Consider the following 17863-nt stretch of genomic DNA (forward strand, 5'->3'; position numbering starts at 1 on the left):
CGGCCTCGGAGGGCGGGGCCCTTTCGTGCCCGATGGTCGATCTATTCCCTCCGGAGGGCTCGACCTGACGGAACGGGGGACGTCGCATACCCTGGGGGCGATGACTTCCGCGCGTGATGACCACCAGAGCGCGGGCGACGAGCCCGTGCGGACGACCTTCTACGAGGCCGTGGGCGGGGAGGAGACCTTCACCCGCCTGGTACGCCGTTTCTACGAGCGTGTGGCCGAAGACCCCGTGTTGCGACCCATGTATCCGGAGGAGGACCTCGGCCCCGCCGAGGAACGGCTCCGGCTGTTCCTCATCCAGTACTGGGGAGGGCCGCGCACCTACAACGAGCTGCGCGGCCACCCGCGTCTGCGGATGCGGCACTTCCCCTTCCGCATCGGTGCCGTCGAGCGCGACCTGTGGCTGGAGCACATGCGCGCCGCGGTGGACTCCCTGGAGCTGCCCCAGAGCCTGGAGCGCCGTCTCTGGGAGTACATGGTCATGGCCGCGCACAGCATGGTCAACGTCCCGGAGGAGGCCACGCCTCCGGAGGTGGCCGAGCCGACCTCGGTGACGGTCGGACCCGACGGCGGTGTGCGCGCGGGCGGCTCGGACGACGGCGACGACGACGGCGAGGCCATCACCATCTCACTGAAGCGTTGAGCCGGGGCGGTTCCGCTCAGGAGTACTCGGCGAGCAGGGCGCGCTCGGTGTCGTTCAGACGCCGGGCGCTCTGCGTCGCCACGTCGAAACCGACCAGGACGGTCGAGGCCTTCAGGTACACGCGCTCGTCGTCGAGGATCTCGTAGGCCAGGGTGCAGCTGGCGTTGCGCACCTGTGTCACCCACAGTTCGACCCGCACCGGGTCGGTCCGGGGCAGCAGCGGGGCGACGTAGTCGGCCTCCTGGCGGGCCACCACCATGGCCCCGAAGCCATCGCCCCGCGCCACCGAGCCCAGGTTGAGGAACGAGACCCGGGCGTCCTCCAGGTAGGTGAGCATCCGCACGTTGTTGACGTGCTGCTGGGGGTCCAGGTCGGCGTAGCGCACCTGCGCGTGGTGCACGTACCGCTTGGTCTCGGCGGTGGTCTCGGTCGGGGTCACGTTGCGGGTCCTCTCCCTCGGGTCACCCCCGGAGGGGCTCCTGCGCTCGGGTGCGCCCGGCGGGGAACGTCGGGGCACGACCCCTCATTGTTCCAAAGAGGACCGGACGGGGCCCCGGGTGGTCCTGTGTCCTTGCTCTCCCACCCGGAGCCCGCGTCGATGGTCAGCCGACCGAGAGTCCCAGGTGGTGGGCGAGGAAGGCGAGCTGGTCGGCGCTCAGTTCCACGCTGCGGCTCACCGAACGGGAGCTGTGCCCCACCTCTCCCTCCCTGCGCAGCAGCACCGGGCTCTCCTCGATCGACGACGAGGTGGCGTGCTGGAGGGCCGCGCACAGCTTGCGCGCGTGCAGCGGGTCCACACGCGTGTCGTTGTCGAACACGGTGAAGAGGACGGCCGGGTAGCGGGTGCCCTCACGCACGTTGTGGTACGGGGAGTAGCCCAGCAACCAGCCCAGCTCCTCGGGCACGTCGGCGCTGCCGTACTCCACGCTCCACAGCTGTCCGAGCCCGAACCTCTCGTAGCGCACCATGTCCAGCAGGGGGGCCGAGCACACGGCGGCGGCGAACAGGTCCGGTCGCTGGGTGACCATGGTGCCCACGAGCAGGCCGCCGTTGCTGCCGCCCATGATCGCCAGGTGGTCGGTGTCGGTGACACCCGAGGAGATCAGGTGTTCGGCGGCCGCCGCGCAGTCGTCGAACACGTTCTGCTTCTTCCCGAGCATGCCGTCGCGGTGCCACTGCTCGCCCTCCTCCAGGCCGCCCCGCAGGTTGGCCACGGCGTAGACGCCGCCGGCCTCGACCCAGGACAGGATCGTCGCGGAGTAGGAGGGGGTCATCGGGATCTGGAAGCCGCCGTAGCCGTACAGGATGGTCGGCCGGGGGCCGTCCGCCGGAGCGACCGGGGAGACGACCAGCATCCGGACCGTGGTGCCGTCCTTGGAGGTGAAGGACACCTGCTCGGTGCGGACCTCGGGCAGGTCGACCTCGCCGGGGGCCTGGGCCCAACGCTCCACCGTGTCGGCGCGGGCGTCGTAGCGGTAGACCGAGGAGGGGTGGGTGTTGTCGGTGTAGCCGAACCACGCCTCGTGGCCGCCCTCGGGGCGGGCGGTCAGACCGGCCAGACTCCCCAACCCGGGCATGGGCAGGGTGCCCAGGAGCTCTCCGGAGGCCGGATCGTGGCGGGTGATCTCGCTGATCGCGTGCCGGCTCCAGACCGCGAGCAGCACGGGGGAGTCGAGCTCCTCGCCGTCGAGGAGGGCGTGTCCCTGGAGCACCGCCTCCTCGTCCTCGTGGATCAGGGTGGTCCAGTTCTCGTACCCGGGTGAGGCCGGGTCGACCACGCACAGACGTCCGCGCGGGGCGTCGCGGTCGGTGAGCAGGTACAGGCGACCGTCGCGGCCGACCCGGGCGCCGGTGTCGGCGTCGACGCCCTCCTGAACGGTGACCAGGCGGGGGCTCTCCAGAGGGCCCTCGTGCAGGTCGGCGACCCAGAGGTCGATGGCGGCGGAGGTGCCCTTGGCCGAGGACAGCACCAGCCAACGGCCGTCCGTGCTGATGGACAGGCCGTAGTACTCGGTCTTGTCCCGGCCCTCGCCGAAGACGATCGCGTCCTCCTCGGCGGGGGTTCCCAACCGGTGCAGGTAGACGCGGCGGTGGTAGCTCTCCTCGCCTTCGGGGACCAGGTCGGTGGACAGCCGGCGCACGTAGTAGAAGGCCGAGCCGTCCGGTAGCCAGGCCACCGGGCTGTACCGGGTGCGGTCGATGGGGGTGTCGACGAGCTCCCCCGAGTCCACGTCCATGAGGCGCAGGAGGGACTCCTCGTCGCCTCCCTCGGAGAGCTGGTAGGCCAGCAGACGGCCGTCGGGGGAGGGGCTCCAGGAGTCCAGGGTGGTCGTTCCGCTCGGGTCCAGGACCCCGGGGTCGATCAGGGTGCGCTCGGGGCCGTCGCCGTCTTGGACGGACAGTACGGAGTGCTCCTGGCCGGGGCCGAGACGGGTGCTGAAGCGGCGCTCGCCCCGCCATACCGGCACCCCCACGTTCCCGGCACCCATGAGTGAGCGGAGCCGTTCGGCGAAGGGATCGCGGGCGACGTGTTCGGAGCCGAGTCGGTGGTACAGGTCGTCCTGGGCGTCGGACCATTCCTTGGTGTCGGGGGAGTCGGCCTCCTCCAACCATCGGTAGGGGTCCCGGACCATGTGGCCGTGCAGGTTCTCTTGGATGTCCAGCCGTTGGGCCGGGGGATAGCGGAGTTCGCTCATACTTCGCACCCTATCCACCCATATCTCACCGTGTGTGTTCGGCGCGGCGGCAACGTGAAACCCGGCTTCTCGGCCGCACAATGGGTTCCAGAAAGCGACAACGAGCGGTTTTCTGGACGCCCGACGTAAATTGGGGTGGCGCCGGGACGGTTCCACCCAGCAAACTGAATGCGGGACGCAACTCGGCGGGAACCACCGGGAGGTCCGTGTGGCAAGGCGTAAGGAGACATCGGTCTTCGAACCGGTGCACAGGGAGGTTTCCCGGGCGGCCGAACGGCCGACCGGGAAGGAGACACGGCGGTCGACGACGACCGTCGGGGTGACGCGATGAGCGCCCGACGCAGCCGGGAGGGTGGTCCAGGCACCGCCCGCCGCCACGTGCTGCTGCTCAACGCCAGCTTCGAACCATTGACGACGCTTCCGCTACGCAGAGCGATCCTGCTCGTTCTGCGGGAGAAGGCGGAGGTCGTCCACGAGGACGGCACGGGGGCGATGCTGCATTCGGCCACCCGCTCCTACGACGTGCCGTCGGTGATCCGGCTCAGGCGCTACATCAGTGTTCCGTACAGCCGCAGGGTGCCCCTCACCCGAGTGGCGCTCATGCGCAGAGACAGGCACACCTGCGGTTACTGCGGTAAGAAGGCCGAGACGATCGACCACGTCATCCCTCGAAGCAGGGGCGGTGCCCACGTGTGGGAGAACGTCGTGGCGGCCTGCAAGCCCTGCAACCACCGCAAGGCGGACAAGTTCCTGGACGAGATCGGCTGGGAACTGCACATCACCCCCAAGGTGCCCAAGGGACCCCACTGGCGGTTGATCAACGGTGACCTGCACGGCGACCCCCAGTGGGAGCCGTACATGGCGCATCTGGCCGCCTGAGGCGGCCCGCGGGGTCGGGGGCACGCGTCCCACCCGGTCCCGTGAACGCCCTCGGAGACGGAGCCCTTCCCCGGCCCGGCTCCGGGGGCGTCGCCCTGCCGGGGACCTCGAGCGCGGATCTATCCTGAGCCCATGCCCAGATACGATTTCCGCTGCCGCGAGTGCGGCGAGACCTTCGAGCTCTCCCGGCCCATGGCCGACTCCGACGCCCCGGCGGACTGCCCGCGAGGGCACGACGACACGGTGCGCCTGCTGTCCACCGTCGCGGTGGGCGGACGCGCGTCCGCCCCCGCCGCCCCCACCGGTGGCGGGTGCTGCGGGGGCGGCTGCTGTTCCTGAACCGACCACGGTCCGGTGGGACCACGTCGGGTCCTCGGGCCCACGTCCCTCGGGCGTGGGCCCCGGGTCGGTCAGCGCTCGATCTGGGAGATGTCGCGGGCCGCGCCGGTGGAGGCCGAGGTGGCCATCGCGGCGTAGGCGCGCAGCGCGGCGGTCACCGGACGCTCGCGGTCGCGCGGCCGGAACCGGCCCAGCTCCTTGAGCAGACGCTCGCGTCGGGTGTCCAGCTCGTCCTCGGGGACCCGCAGCACGATGCCCCGGTTCGGGATGTCGATCTCGATGACGTCGCCGTCCTCGACCAGGGCGATGTCGCCCCCGGCCGCGGCCTCCGGGGAGGCGTGCCCGATGGACAACCCCGAGGTGCCGCCGGAGAAGCGGCCGTCGGTGATGAGCGCGCAGGCCTTGCCCAGACCGCGTCCCTTCAGGAAGCTCGTCGGGTACAGCATCTCCTGCATACCGGGGCCGCCCTTGGGGCCCTCGTAGCGGATGACGACCACGTCACCGGGGACGATCCGCTTGTTGAGGATGCCGTCGACCGCGTCCTCCTGGGATTCGAAGACCTTGGCGGGGCCGGAGAAGGTCCACAGTTCCTCCTCCACGCCGGCGGTCTTGACGATCGCGCCGTCCGGGGCGAGGTTGCCGAACAGCACGGCCAGCCCGCCGTCCTTGGTGTAGGCGTGCTCCACGGAGCGGATACAGCCCTTCTCGCGGTCGGTGTCCAGCGTGTCCCAGCGGACGCTCTGCGAGTAGGCCTTGGTGGTGCGGCGGCCTCCGGGGGCGGCGTGGAAGAGCTCCAGGGCCTCCTCGCTCACCGTCTCCGAGACGATGTCCCAGCGGTCGAGCACCTCGCCGATGGTCTCGCCGTGAACGGTGGGCAGTGAGGTGTCGAGCAGACCGCCTCGGGCCAGTTCGCCCAGGATGGCGGGGATGCCGCCGGCCCGGTGGACGTCCTCGATGTGGTACTTCTCGGTGTTCGGCGCGACCTTGCACAGGCAGGGGACCCGGCGCGAGATCTCGTCGATCTCGGGCAGCCCGAAGTCCACACCGGCCTCGGTGGCCGTGGCCAGCAGGTGCAGGATCGTGTTGGTGGAACCGCCCATCGCCACGTCCAGGGCCATCGCGTTGCCGAAGGCGGCGGGGGTGGCGATGGACAGGGGCAGCACCGAGGCGTCGTCGTCCTCGTAGTAACGCTTGGCGGCCTTCACGACCAGGCGACCGGCGTCCTCGTACAGGGCCCGGCGGGCGGTGTGGGTGGCCAGGACGGTGCCGTTGCCGGGCAGGGCCAGGCCCATCGCCTCGGTGAGGCAGTTCATCGAGTTGGCGGTGAACATGCCCGAGCAGGAACCGCAGGTCGGACAGGCGTTCTCCTCCATCTCGTCCAGCTCGGCCTGGGAGACGCTCTCGTCGGCGGCGGCGATCATGGGGTTGATCAGGTCGAGCTTGCGGACCGTGGTGGCGGTGCCGTTCACGACGGTGACCTTGCCGGCCTCCATCGGGCCGCCGGAGACGAACACGGTGGGGATGTTCAGCCGCATCGCGGCGAGCAGCATGCCCGGGGTGATCTTGTCGCAGTTGGACACGCACACCAGGGCGTCGGCGCAGTGGGCGTTGACCATGTACTCGACGGAGTCGGCGATGAGCTCGCGGCTGGGCAGCGAGTACAGCATGCCGCCGTGGCCCATGGCGATGCCGTCGTCGACGGCGATGGAGTTGAACTCGCGGGGGACCCCGCCCGCCTCGCGGATGGCGTCGGCGACGACCGCGGCGACCTCGCGCAGGTGCACGTGACCGGGGACGAACTCGGTGAAGCTGTTGGCCACGGCCACGATGGGCTTGCCGAAGTCCTCACGCTCTACACCGGTGGCGCGCATGAGGGCGCGTGCGCCTGCCATGTTCCTGCCGTGGGTGACCGTGCGTGAGCGTAGGGCCGGCATGGGTTGGGCTCCCCTCGTTACAGGTGTTTCCCCACGATGGTAGCCCCCCTCGCGGACAGCTTCGGTCTCGATCGGGGAGACGGCTGTTCCGTATTATGAGACATCGGGGGATGTTCGCCCTGGTTCGCCCTGGGGTGAGCGGACATGCGTCGGGCCCGGAGGCTCCGTGGTACGGGGGCTCCGGGCCCGAGGGCGGACAGGGGGTCGGGGTCAGTAACGGGGTGGCAGAGCCTTCTTCGCGGCCTGATAGATCTCCTCGATCTCGGTCTCACTGAGCCGGTCGCGGCCGGTGCGCAGCCACTTGCGGACCTTGGTCCCGGTGATGATGTCCACGCCCCGCAGCCGGTGGCTGTCCCAGGGCATGCCGGGCCCGTAGATGGCCAGAGAGGCCCGGACCTTGATGTCACGGCCGAGTTCCTCGCTGATGAGCTCCTCGGCCCGCTTGGCCTCCTCCAGGGCCTCGTCGATCCTCTCGTTCTTGCTGAACCGCCCGTGGTAGAGCTTCTCCAGCTTGTTGCGCAGGGGCAGGCGCTTGTCCCAGGATTCGGAGTCGATCGCGAAGGCGCCGCGTCGACCGACGATGAAGTGGTCGATCTGACCGTTGCCGCCGGGCACGGCGCGAGCGTGCAGGACCCGGTAGCCGAGCTGTTTCATGACCTTGAGCTGGGCCTCGGTGCGACGCTGTGCCGCCGAGGGCTTACGCCAGCGCGGGATCTCCGATTCCCTGCGCGAGCTCCACACCATGACCGAGACCAGTGTGATCAGTCCGAGGGTGACTCCGACCCGCCAGTCGCCGGTGAGCATGCCGCAGCCGCCCGCGACCAGGGCGGCCACGGTGCTCCGGATGATCCACCGACGCATGGCGTCGTTGGCCTTGAGGGCACCGTAGAGGGCCTTGGTGCTGGATTCCTTGCGCTGGTTGGGGAAGAAGAGGGCTTCGGGCGGGTCGGGATCCGAACCGCCGGACGATGGGCTACGACTGTTCACTCTGGTTGCCGATTCCACGTCGGACAGGGTAGTTCCATCCATAAGCGAGTCCTAGTGCATTGGATCTCACACTTTCCCTCCCTGGTACTCGTGGTCCTCCATGTGTTCGGATACCTCGGGCGGGGAAGGATTTCCTTTTCTCTGTCTCTCTAGAGAAGACCTACCTCATTCGCCGTGGTGCCCGTTGCCCTACCCCGTTAATCTCGATCGGCATGACACGGATTCACGACCTTCCCCTTCATCGGCTCGCGGCGTCGATCCGCAGTGGTGAACTGTCGCCTGTTGAGATCACTGAGCACTATCTGGACCGGATTCACCGTCTCGACGACCGTTACGGTGCCTATATTTCGGTCCTTGAGAAAAGTGCCCTGGAACAGGCCCGTAATGCCCGAAACCGGATCGTTCGCGACACGCCGGAGGAACTCCCCCCGCTTCTCGGGATCCCTCTGCCGATCAAGGACCTGGATCCCCTCGCGGGCGCCCGTGTCACCTTCGGCTCACGACTCCACGCCGATCTCGTCGCCCCGAACGACTCCGCCGTCGTCGGTCGACTGCGCGAAGCGGGGGCGGTCCTCCTCGGAAAGACCAACACCCCCGAATTCGGGTCGACCTGCTACACCGAGAACGACGTCGCCCCGCCCACGCGCAACCCCTGGGACACACGGCTCTCGCCCGGCGGCTCCAGCGGAGGGGCCGCGGCCGCGGTGGCGGCCGGACTCGCGCCCGTCGCCCACGCGAGCGACGGCGGGGGCTCCATCAGGATCCCGGCCTCCGTCTGCGGACTGTTCGGCCTCAAGCCCACCCGAGGCAGGATCTCCACCGGAGCCGACCGGGCCGAGCTGTTCGGACTCTCCACCTCGGGGCCCCTGACCCGCTCCGTCCTGGACGCGGCCCTGCTCCTGGACGTCATGGCGGACAGTGCCCCCGGAGACGTCTACCCGGCCCCGCCGACGGCCCCCGGTACGAGCTTCGCCGACCACGTCCTCCGCGAACCGGGACGGCTGCGGATCGGGCACTACGCCGACACCGGGACGGCGGGGATCCCCGTCCACGCCGAGGTCCTCGCCGCGCACGAAAGGACCCTGAGGATCCTGACCGACCTGGGGCACGAGGTGGAGGAGATCGAGACCCCCACCGACGCCCACTTCGGCGGCTCCTACGCCCGTGACTTCCAGTACCTGTGGGAGGCCGTCGCCTCGACCATCCCCGTGGACCCGGCCCGAGAGGGCGAGCTCACCGCCATCAACCGGTGGCTGCGCGAGCGCGCCCGCTCCACCGCCGCCCCCGACCTGGTCGCGGCCTGGGGCCGCCTGCAACGAGGGGCGCGCTCCATGCTCACGGCCCATGAGGTCTACGACGTGGTCCTCAGTCCCACGCTGGCGTCGCCCCCGGTCCCCGTCGGCCACTTCACCGGGGACGGCCCCGAGACGGAGTTCCGGCTGATGACCTGGTTCTCGCCCTTCACCTCGGTCTACAACGTGTCCGGGCAGCCGTCGGTGAGCGTCCCGCTGCACCACACCGAGGACGGCCTGCCGATCGGTTCGATGTTCACGGGGAGGATGGGCGGGGAGGGGACGCTGTTGTCCCTGTCCGCTCAGTTGGAACGGGCCCGACCGTGGGCCCACCGTGTCCCCGAGGGCTGGACGGACTGATCCGATCGCCTCCGTCCGTCGCGAGGGGGACGGCCGTCCCGTCGGACGCCGGCTCTTCCGGAACGTCCGCGGGAGGGGCGGTGGAGGCCCCCGTGCGGGGGAGGAAGAGGGTGAGCACCGCGGCGAGGAGGACCAGTGAGGCCGCGCCCACCGTCCCTCCCGCGATGCCGTTGGTGTCCACGAGGGCTCCGGTGAGCGGGCCGGCGACCGCGGCCCCGGTGCTCATGGCGGTGGACATCCAGCCGAACGCCTCCGCGCGACGGTGGGAGGGGGCGGTATCGCCGAGCCTTCCCATCATGGCGGCCAGGGTCGGGGCCAGGGCCAGCCCCGAGACGAACAGCAGCGGGGTGATCAGCAGCGGGGTGGGCAGGTGGGAGATCGGCGGGACGAAGGGGATGAGGACCGCCATGCCCAGCGCGGCGGCGAACGCCCGCAGAGTGAGCCGAGGGGCCCCCTTCAACATGCCGGAGACCGCACCGCCCACCAGCGAACCCAGGGCCCAGACCGAGGCCAGGACCATCACGTACTGGGGCGCGCCGAGCTCGTTGGCCCAGGCCACGATGACCAGGTCCATCCCGACCACACCGGAGATGATCAGCAGGCACATCGCGAACAGCAGACACAGGGCGGGATGGAACAGCAGGCTCCCGCGAGGGCCCTTGTCGCCCTTCTCCGCGACCTCTCCCTCCAGGGCCTCCTCGACCGGCGCGGGTCCGGTCACCCCGGCACGGCGCAACGCCCAGGCGAACCCCACCGCGCCCAACAGCCCCAGCACACCCAGCATCAGCAGGGCCTGGCGGGGACCGGCCATGGCGACCACGGCGGCGGTCAGGACCGGGGCGAAGACGAACAGGAGCTCCTGGGTGGTGGCCTCGGCCGCGTAGATGGCCTGGCGTTCGGGGCCTCGTGTCAGGCGTGGCCACAGGGCACGCACGATCTGGTTGGCGGGAGTGCCGAACAGCCCTGTTCCGAGGGCCAACGGCAATGAAAGCCACCACAGCGAGGCGGGCAACAGGGCCAGGGCGAACAGGCCCAGGGTGAACACCACACCGCACACCAGCACCAGCCGGTCGGAGCCGCCGCGGTCGGCCATCCGTCCGCGCAACGGTCCCACCAGCGCGATCCCCAGGGTGAAGGCGCCCGCGACCAGACCGGCGAGGGTGTAGGAACCGGTCCAACCCTCCACCAGGAAGGTGACCGCGATCATCAGTCCCGGCGTGTAGAACCTGGCGGTCAGGGACCACACGAGAAGGGACGTGACGTGGGGCACGGCGAAAAGGCGCCGGTAGTTGGCGAGCACGCTTTCGATTATGCAGTTCGTCCGTCTCGGGCGCGATGGGATATCGGACTCGTTCCGGAGAGCGCCCGAGGGCCTCGTCGACGGCTCGGGGGCGATCTTTCGACCCCACGCCGGGTCGGCCTCCGGTGTACGGAAGCCCAGGTGGGGCATGATCGTTCTCTGTGAAGGACGTTCAGCTTGCCAGGGTGGCCGAGCGGTACGGGGTCGCGACCGCATACGAGGACTGGCGGGGACGGCGGGTGTCCGTCTCCCCGGAGACGATCCGCCATGTCCTGGAGGCGTTGGGGGTGGATCCGTCCGACCCCGGGTCCTCCCCGGAGACGGGCCGCGGACCGCTCCCGCCCGCCGTCGTGGTCCGTGAGGGCAAGGCCCCGGACCCGGTGCTGCCGGAGGGGGTCCGCAGCACGGTGGAGACCGCCGACGGTTCCCTGCTGCCCTTCGACCCGGGCCTGCCACTGGGGACGCACACTCTGCGGGTGACCGACCGGGACGGAGAGCACACCGCCCCGCTGCTGGTCGTCCCCGATCGGATCGAACCCACCGCGCTCCGGGAGAACCCCCGGCTGTGGGGGTTGATGACCCAGCTCTACAGCGTGCGATCCCGGGCCTCCTGGGGGACCGGCGACCTGCGCGACCTGGCCGAACTCGCCGACTGGAGCGCCCGCGATCTGGGGGCCGACTTCACCATGATCAACCCCCTCCACGCCACCGAGCCCGTTCCCCCGATCGAGGCCTCGCCCTACCTCCCGGTCGGCCGGCGCTACACCAGCCCCCTCTACATCCGGGTCGAGGACGTGCCCGAGTACGCGCGCCTCGACCCGACCCGGCGCGAGAGCGTGCAGCGTCTGGCCCGCCCCCTGCGCGAACGCGGCAGGACCGCGGACCTGCTGGACCGTGACGCGGTCTGGGAGGCCAAGCGCGCCGCGCTGGAGGTGCTCTTCCAGGTGCCCAGGACCCCGGTACGGGAGGAGCGGCTCCGCTCCTACCTGGAACGGGAGGGCCGCCCCCTGGTCGAGTTCGCGACCTGGTCGGCGCTGGCGGAGGAGTACGGCCCCGACCACCGGACCTGGCCCGCCCACCTGCGCGACGTCGGCGCGCTCGCGGTGGGCGAGGAGGCGTTGCGACGGTGGCATCGGGTGGAGTTCCACCGTTGGCTCCAGTGGATCCTGGACGAACAGCTCGCCCACGCCCAGCGCAACGCCCTCGAAGGCGGGATGAGCGTGGGCATCGTGCACGACCTGGCCGTCGGGGTCCGGCCGGGCGGTTCCGACTCCTGGATGTACGGCGACGCCCTGGTCCGGGGCCTGCACGTGGGGGCACCGCCCGACGAGTTCAACCGGCTCGGGCAGGACTGGGGGCAGCCTCCGTGGCACCCCACCGAACTCGCCCGTACGGGCTACCGGCCGTTGCAGGAGATCCTCGCCCACAACCTGCGCCACGCGGGCGGGCTGAGGATGGACCACGTGATGGGTCTCTTCCGTCTCTGGTGCGTCCCCGAGGGCGCCTCCCCGGACCAGGGCACCTACCTGAGGTTCGACCACGAGGGCATGGTGGGGGCCCTGCTCCTGGCCGCGCGTCGGGCCGACGCGATCGTGATCGGCGAGGACCTGGGCACCGTCGAGCCGTGGGTGCGCGAGCACCTGTCCGACCGGGGCGTCTTCGGGACCTCGGTGCTCTGGTTCGAGAACGACGAGGACGGACGCCCGATCGCCCCCGGTCGGTGGCGTCGCGACTGTCTGGCCACGGTCGACACGCACGACCTCCCGCCGGTGGCCTCCCACCTGTCCGCCGAACACGTCGACCTGCGCGCCCGTCTGGGGTTGCTCGACCGTCCTCTGAAGGAGGAACTCGCCGACTCCGAGGAGCGGGTGGGTCGCTGGCGGGACCTCCTCGTCGAACTGGGCCTGTTGGACGCCGGTGTGGATCCTATGGCCGACCCCCCGGCGGTGGTCGCGGCGATGCACGCCTACCTGAAGGCCACCCCCGCGCGGATGCTGGGCGTCGCGCTCACCGACGTGGTGGGGGAGCGGCGCATGCAGAACCAACCCGGGACCTCCACGGAGTACCCGAACTGGCGGATCCCGCTCACCAGCGGCGAAGGGGAACCGGTCCTGGTGGACGAACTGTCCGCCGACCCGCGCATGGTGGGCCGCATCCGCAGGGCCCTGGGCCCCCTGGGTCTTTGGACCCGGGACTAGGAACACGACGGCGGCCCCGGGGAGGAACCCCGGGGCCGCCGTGACGGTCGACCGAACGGTCCGAGATCAGCCCTCGGCGCCGGCGGCGATGTCCGTGGCGCGGGCGCGCAGGGCGCGCTCCACCCCGGCCCGACCCTCGATCAGCAGACGACGCAGCGCCGGAGCGGGGGAGTTCTCGGCGATGTAGGCGTCGGTGCGCTCCAGGGTCGCCTCCTCCACCAGGTGGCTCGGGTAGGCGATCTCGGCGAAGGACTGCGCGAACTCACCGGTCCAGCTCTCCCAGGCCGGAGCGAGCCGGGCGAAGTACCGGTCCAGGAAGGGACGGTACAGGTCGGCCTGGAGCGGCTCGGTGAAGCCCACCAGCACCGAACGGAACTCGGCGTTGGCGAGGTCGCCGCCCACGATCCGCTCCCACGCGGCCTCCTTGGCCTCGGAGGTGGGGATCGCGGCCCGGGCGCCGGCGGCGTTGCGCTGACCGGCCGCGGTCGGGTCCGCCTTCAGCTCGGCGTCGATCTCGGCCTCGCCGGCCTCACCGGTGGAGACCAGACGGCGCAGCAGGGTCCAACGCAGGTCGGTGTCGACGGTCAGACCGTCCACGGTGATCGCGCCGTCGAGCAGACCGCGCAGCAGCGACAGGTCGGCCTCGGTCACGGCCACCGAGGCGAGCGCGTTGACGTAGGCCAGCTGGAGGTCGCCGCCGGGCTCGGCCGAGGACAGCAGCTCGCGCAGGCGGGAGCCCAGCTTCTCGAAGCCGATCGGGCGCCAGGCCGGGTCGGCGTAGTTGACGATCGCGCCCGCGGCCTGCCGCAGCAGGGTCTGGGCGACCATCACGTCGTCCACGCCGCTGATCCCGGAGATGACCAGCTCGACGTAGTCGCGGGCGGCCATCTCGCCGTCGCGCGTCATGTCCCAGGCGGCGCCGAAGGCCAGCGCGCGCGGCAGGGACTCGCGGATCTCGCCGACGCCCTCGACCACGGTGCGCAGGGAACGCTCGTCCAGACGGATCTTGGTGAAGGTGAGGTCGTCGTCGTTGATCAGCACCAGGTCCGGGCGGGCCTTGCCGACCAGCTCGGCGACCTCGGTGCGCTCACCGCTGACGTCCAGCTCCACACGCTCGCGGCGCACGATGCCGTTCTCGGTGCGGTCGTACAGGCCCACCGCGAGGCGGTGCGAACGCAGCGTCGGGTGCTCGGAGGCGGCCTCCTGGAGCACGGCGAACGAGGTGAAGTTCCCGTCCGCGTCCACCTCGAACTCCGGGCGCATCGTGTTGACGCCGGTGGTCTCCAGCCACTCACGGGACCAGCCGGAGAGGTCACGGCCGGAGGCGGCCTCCAGGTGCTTGAGGAGGTCCTTCAGCTCGGTGTTGCCGTAGGCGTTCTCCTTGAAGTAGGCGCGCACGCCCGCGAAGAACGCGTCCACGCCCACGTACGCCGCGAGCTGCTTGAGGACCGAGGCGCCCTTGGCGTAGGTGATGCCGTCGAAGTTGACCTCGACCGCCTGGATGTCGACCATGTCGGCGGCGATCGGGTGGGTCGAGGGCAGCTGGTCCTGGAGCAGGGCCCACGCCTTCTCGACGTTGGCGAAGGTCGTCCAGGCGTCGGTCCACTTGGTGGCGTTGGCCTGGCAGTAGACGCTGGCGTAGGTCGCGAAGGACTCGTTCAGCCACAGGTCGTCCCACCAGCGCATGGTGACCAGGTCGCCGAACCACATGTGCGCCATCTCGTGCAGGATGGTCTCGGCGCGACGCTCGTAGCGGGCGTCGGTGACACGGGAACGGAAGACGTAGTCCTCCAGGAAGGTCACCGCACCGGCGTTCTCCATGGCCCCGGCGTTGAACTCGGGCACGAAGAGCTGGTCGTACTTGCCGAACGCGTACCGCACGTCGAACAGGTCGTGGAAGAAGTCGAAGCCCTGCTTGGTGACCTCGAACAGGGCGTCGGAGTCCAGGTGCTCGGCGAGCGAGGCGCGGCAGTACAGGCCCAGCGGGATGCCGTCGTGCTCGTCGCGCACCACGTGGTAGGGGCCCGCGATCAGCGCGGTGATGTAGGTGGACATCACCGGGGTGGCCGGGAAGTGCCAGCGCACGCGCTCGTCGCCGGCGGCCTCGCGCTCCACGTCGGGGGCGCTGTTGGACACGACCTCCCACGACGGGGGCGCGTACACGGTCAGCTCGAAGGAGGCCTTCAGGTCGGGCTGGTCGAAGCACGTGAACATGCGGTGCGCGTCGGCCGTCTCGAACTGGCTGTACAGGTAGACCGAGTCGTCGACCGGGTCCACGAAGCGGTGGAGGCCCTCGCCGGTGCGCATGTAGGCGGCGTCGGCCACCACGGTCAGCTCGTTCTCGGCCGCCACGGAGGGAAGGGTGAGCCGCTCACCATCGAACAGCTCGGCGACGTCGAGCGCCTCGCCGTTGAGGGTCGCGCCGTGCATCTTGGGCGCGACCAGGTCGATGAAGGTCCGCGCCCCCGTCTCCGAGCTGGAGAAACGCACCGTGGTGGTGGACCGGAAGGTCTCGTCCCCGGTGGTCAGGTCCAGCTCCACGGCGTAGGAGTCGACGCTGAGGATCCGCGCCCGCCCCCGGGCCTCGTCCCGTGTGAGGTTCCCTGCCACGCAAAGCTCCCTTCACGGCCGCCGTCGTCGCCGGCCGGAATCGTTACCGACCACGGCGAGCCTGCCGACAAGGGTGGGCGTCGTCGGGCCGAAGGTCGTCTCAATCGGCTTCGATCCTGCCACGCGCGGGGGTGGAATGCGCAACCGATGTGCGTGGTTGGTGACCTACGCGGCGAAGTTTTCGGCCTTGGAGAACAGGAGTAGTCGATGACGCAGGACGACGGTGGGCGCGACCAGGGGACGATCCGGGCGGACATGTGGTTCGACCCGGCGTGCCCTTGGGCATGGATCACCTCCCGGTGGCTTCTGGAGGTGGAGAAGGTACGTCCGGTCCGGGTGGACTGGCACGTGATGAGCCTGGCGGTGCTCAACGAGGACCGCGACATCCCCGCGGACTATCGGGAGTTCCTCAAGACCGCCTGGGAGCCGGTGCGCGTGTGCATCGCGGCCGAACGGCGCTTCGGCCCCGAGGTCCTGGGGCGTCTGTACACCGCCATGGGCACCCGCTTCCACGACAAGGGGGAGCCCCGGACCATCGACACGGTGCGCGCGGCCCTGGCCGACGCGGAGCTGCCCGTCGACCTGGCCGACGCGGCGGGGTCCACCGAATACGATGAGGCCTTGCGCGCCTCGCACGGAGAGGCGATGGAACTGGTCGGAGAGGACGTCGGTACCCCCGTCGTCCAGGTCGAGGGCGTCTCGTTCTTCGGTCCGGTCGTCACTCCGATCCCGCGCGGCGAGGACGCCGGAAGGCTGTGGGACGGTGTGCGTCTGGTCGCCGGGACCGACGGGTTCTTCGAACTCAAGCGCACCCGCACCCGTGAGCCCGTCTTCGACTGATCCACCCGGGAGGGACCCCATGCCAGGGCCTGACGACGACCGCCGTGTCGATTTCCTCGACGACCTCGAGATCCTGCCCGACATCACCGGTGACGAACGCTCCGAAGGGTGGGGAGACTCCGACGAGGACTCCACCGCGCGGCTGATCGCCGACCGGCCCCCGCACTGGGGCTGAACGTCCCCCCGCCCCGGCGCCCGCGACCCGCGGACGTCGGGGCGATCTTCCTCGATGCCCTGGTCAAGGCCGAAGCGGCTCTGGGACAGTGGGCCCATGCGATCCCTCTACATCGACGGCACCTGGCGAGACTCCTCCTCCGACGAGGCCCTGGACGTGATCGATCCGGCGACCGAACAGGTCATCGATCGCGTCCCGGCCGGCACCACCGACGACGTCGACGCCGCGGTCGAGGCCGCGGCGGCCGCCTTCCCGGCCTGGGCGGCCCTCTCCTCCGGACAGCGCGTCACCCATCTGGCCAAGGCGCTGGAGCTGTTCTCCGCGCGTCTCGACGAGATCACCGCCCTGTTGACGCGGGACATGGGCGCCCCCGTCACCTTCTCCGGCAAGGTCCAGGCCGGGCTGCCCGCGTTGATGTTCCGCACCTACATCGACCTGGTCGAGGAGCACGGGGAGCGCTACTTCACGGGGGAGCGGGTCGGCAACTCCCTGCTGGTGCACGAGCCCGTCGGTGTGGTGGGCGCCATCACCCCGTGGAACTATCCGCTGCACCAGATCGTGCTCAAGGCCGTCCCGGCCCTGCTGGCGGGCAACACCGTGGTCCTCAAACCGAGCGAGATCGCCCCTCTGAGCGCCTACGCCCTGGCCGAGGTGTTCGACGGGGCGGGTCTGCCCCCCGGTGTGTTCAATCTGGTCAGCGGCGCCGGGCCCGTGGTCGGAGAGGCGATCGCCGCGCACCCGAAGGTCGACATGGTCTCCTTCACCGGCTCCACGCGGGCCGGGACGCGGGTCTCCGAGGTGGCCGCCGCGACGATCAAGCGGGTCGCCCTGGAACTGGGCGGGAAGTCGCCCGACGTCATCCTGCCCGGCGCCGACCTGACCCAGGCGATCAAGCGCGGGGTCGCCGACGTCATGCGCAACACCGGGCAGAGCTGTGACGCGCTCACCCGCACGCTGATCCACCGCGACTCCTACGAGGAGGCCGTGGAGCTGGCCGTCGCCGCCGCGGCCAAGTACGTCCCCGGGGATCCGACCGACGAGTCCACCCGGCTGGGACCGCTCGTCTCCGCGGCCCAGTTGGAGCGGGTCCGCGCCTACATCGACCTCGGTGTGGAGGAGGGGGCCCGTCTGGTGACCGGCGGCTCCGGCCCGGTCGAGGGCATGGAGCGCGGCTACTACGTCGCTCCGACCATCTTCGCCGACGTGCGCAACGACATGCGTATCGCGCGAGAGGAGATCTTCGGCCCCGTCATGTCCCTCATCCCCTACGACACCGTGGAGGAGGCCGTGCGGATCGCCAACGACACCGTCTACGGCCTCAGCGCCTCCGTGTGGTCGGCGGAACCGGAGCAGGGGATGGCCGTGGCCCGTGCCCTGAGGGCCGGTCAGGTCCGGCTCAACGGGGGTGCGCTGAACCCCCGCGCGCCCTTCGGCGGATACAAGCGTTCCGGCAACGGCCGCGAGTGGGGGCTGCCCGGCCTGGAGGAGTTCTGCGAGGTCAAGGCCGTGCAGACCTGATCCTGTGCTCGGTATCACCCGGGATCGGCTCATCGGCGAGGAATCGGCCCCGGTGACGGAGGCGTTGTGGGGTGTGGAAAGATTCC

At 70.3% G+C, this 17863-nt stretch carries 14 protein-coding genes; 8 read left to right on the plus strand and 6 right to left on the minus strand.

All coding sequences use genetic code 11. The annotated features are described in order from the left end of the window. The first annotated feature begins 100 nt into the window (after positions 1 to 100). The gene (locus tag D451_RS0105835; protein ID WP_017533758.1) at positions 101 to 649 is read left to right on the plus strand and encodes a globin; all 549 of its coding nucleotides are present in this window, start codon (positions 101 to 103) and stop codon (positions 647 to 649) included. A 16-nt stretch (positions 650 to 665) separates the two neighbouring features. Here the strand turns inward: D451_RS0105835 and D451_RS0105840 are convergent, their stop codons facing one another. After that, entirely contained in the window at positions 666 to 1088 is a 423-nt protein-coding gene (locus tag D451_RS0105840; RefSeq protein ID WP_017533759.1) for an acyl-CoA thioesterase, read from the minus strand. Positions 1089 to 1251: 163 nt separating this feature from the next. After that, on the minus strand, positions 1252 to 3345 hold the full coding sequence (locus D451_RS0105845; protein WP_017533760.1) for a prolyl oligopeptidase family serine peptidase: 2094 nt from the start codon (positions 3343 to 3345) through the stop codon (positions 1252 to 1254). 378 nt (positions 3346 to 3723) lie between these two features. Between D451_RS0105845 and D451_RS0105850 the strand changes: the two genes are divergently transcribed. Together D451_RS0105850 and D451_RS0105855 are read left to right on the plus strand one after the other, a co-directional pair. Beyond that, a complete protein-coding gene (locus D451_RS0105850) occupies positions 3724 to 4224 on the plus strand; it encodes an HNH endonuclease (RefSeq protein ID WP_014909715.1) in 501 nt (166 codons plus the stop codon). Positions 4225 to 4356: 132 nt separating this feature from the next. Further along, positions 4357 to 4563, plus strand: coding sequence for an FmdB family zinc ribbon protein (locus tag D451_RS0105855; protein WP_014909920.1), 207 nt, complete (start codon positions 4357 to 4359; stop codon positions 4561 to 4563). 71 nt (positions 4564 to 4634) lie between these two features. Here the strand turns inward: D451_RS0105855 and ilvD are convergent, their stop codons facing one another. Further along, a complete protein-coding gene (ilvD, locus tag D451_RS0105860) occupies positions 4635 to 6497 on the minus strand; it encodes a dihydroxy-acid dehydratase (protein ID WP_017533761.1) in 1863 nt (620 codons plus the stop codon). A gap of 210 nt (positions 6498 to 6707) precedes the next feature. Next, positions 6708 to 7484 carry a nuclease-related domain-containing protein gene (locus D451_RS0105865; protein WP_014911421.1) on the minus strand — a complete coding sequence of 259 codons (777 nt, stop codon included), beginning with the start codon at positions 7482 to 7484 and terminating at the stop codon, positions 6708 to 6710. A gap of 212 nt (positions 7485 to 7696) precedes the next feature. Between D451_RS0105865 and D451_RS0105870 the strand changes: the two genes are divergently transcribed. Beyond that, positions 7697 to 9136, plus strand: a complete 1440-nt coding sequence (locus tag D451_RS0105870) for an amidase (protein ID WP_017533762.1) — start codon at positions 7697 to 7699, stop codon at positions 9134 to 9136. Here the strand turns inward: D451_RS0105870 and D451_RS0105875 are convergent. Continuing rightward, complete coding sequence (locus tag D451_RS0105875) at positions 9033 to 10436, minus strand: MFS transporter (protein WP_017533763.1); 1404 nt, start codon at positions 10434 to 10436, stop codon at positions 9033 to 9035. The two genes, D451_RS0105870 and D451_RS0105875, sit on opposite strands and share 104 nt — an antisense overlap. Before the next feature lie 161 nt (positions 10437 to 10597). Here D451_RS0105875 and malQ point away from each other — a divergent pair, with 161 nt between their 5' ends. Further along, positions 10598 to 12634 carry a 4-alpha-glucanotransferase gene (malQ, locus tag D451_RS0105880; RefSeq protein ID WP_026124855.1) on the plus strand — a complete coding sequence of 679 codons (2037 nt, stop codon included), beginning with the start codon at positions 10598 to 10600 and terminating at the stop codon, positions 12632 to 12634. Positions 12635 to 12700: 66 nt separating this feature from the next. Here the strand turns inward: malQ and pepN are convergent, their stop codons facing one another. Further along, the gene (gene pepN, locus D451_RS0105885; RefSeq protein WP_014913567.1) at positions 12701 to 15244 is read right to left on the minus strand and encodes an aminopeptidase N; all 2544 of its coding nucleotides are present in this window, start codon (positions 15242 to 15244) and stop codon (positions 12701 to 12703) included. Between the two features lie 207 nt (positions 15245 to 15451). On the opposite strand from pepN, the gene D451_RS0105890 reads away from it, so the two are divergent. The 3 genes from D451_RS0105890 to D451_RS0105900 all read left to right on the plus strand — a co-directional run bounded on the left by D451_RS0105890 (position 15452) and on the right by D451_RS0105900 (position 17777). Then, entirely contained in the window at positions 15452 to 16084 is a 633-nt protein-coding gene (locus tag D451_RS0105890) for a mycothiol-dependent nitroreductase Rv2466c family protein (RefSeq protein WP_014908312.1), read from the plus strand. Positions 16085 to 16103: 19 nt separating this feature from the next. Further along, a complete protein-coding gene (locus D451_RS28225) occupies positions 16104 to 16259 on the plus strand; it encodes a hypothetical protein (RefSeq protein ID WP_014911338.1) in 156 nt (51 codons plus the stop codon). A gap of 96 nt (positions 16260 to 16355) precedes the next feature. Then, positions 16356 to 17777 (plus strand): aldehyde dehydrogenase family protein, encoded by a 1422-nt coding sequence (locus D451_RS0105900; protein ID WP_017533764.1) that lies wholly within the window; start codon positions 16356 to 16358, stop codon positions 17775 to 17777. Positions 17778 to 17863: the final 86 nt, after the last annotated feature.

The organism is Nocardiopsis alba DSM 43377 (assembly GCF_000341225.1).
GTDB lineage: Bacteria > Actinomycetota > Actinomycetes > Streptosporangiales > Streptosporangiaceae > Nocardiopsis > Nocardiopsis alba.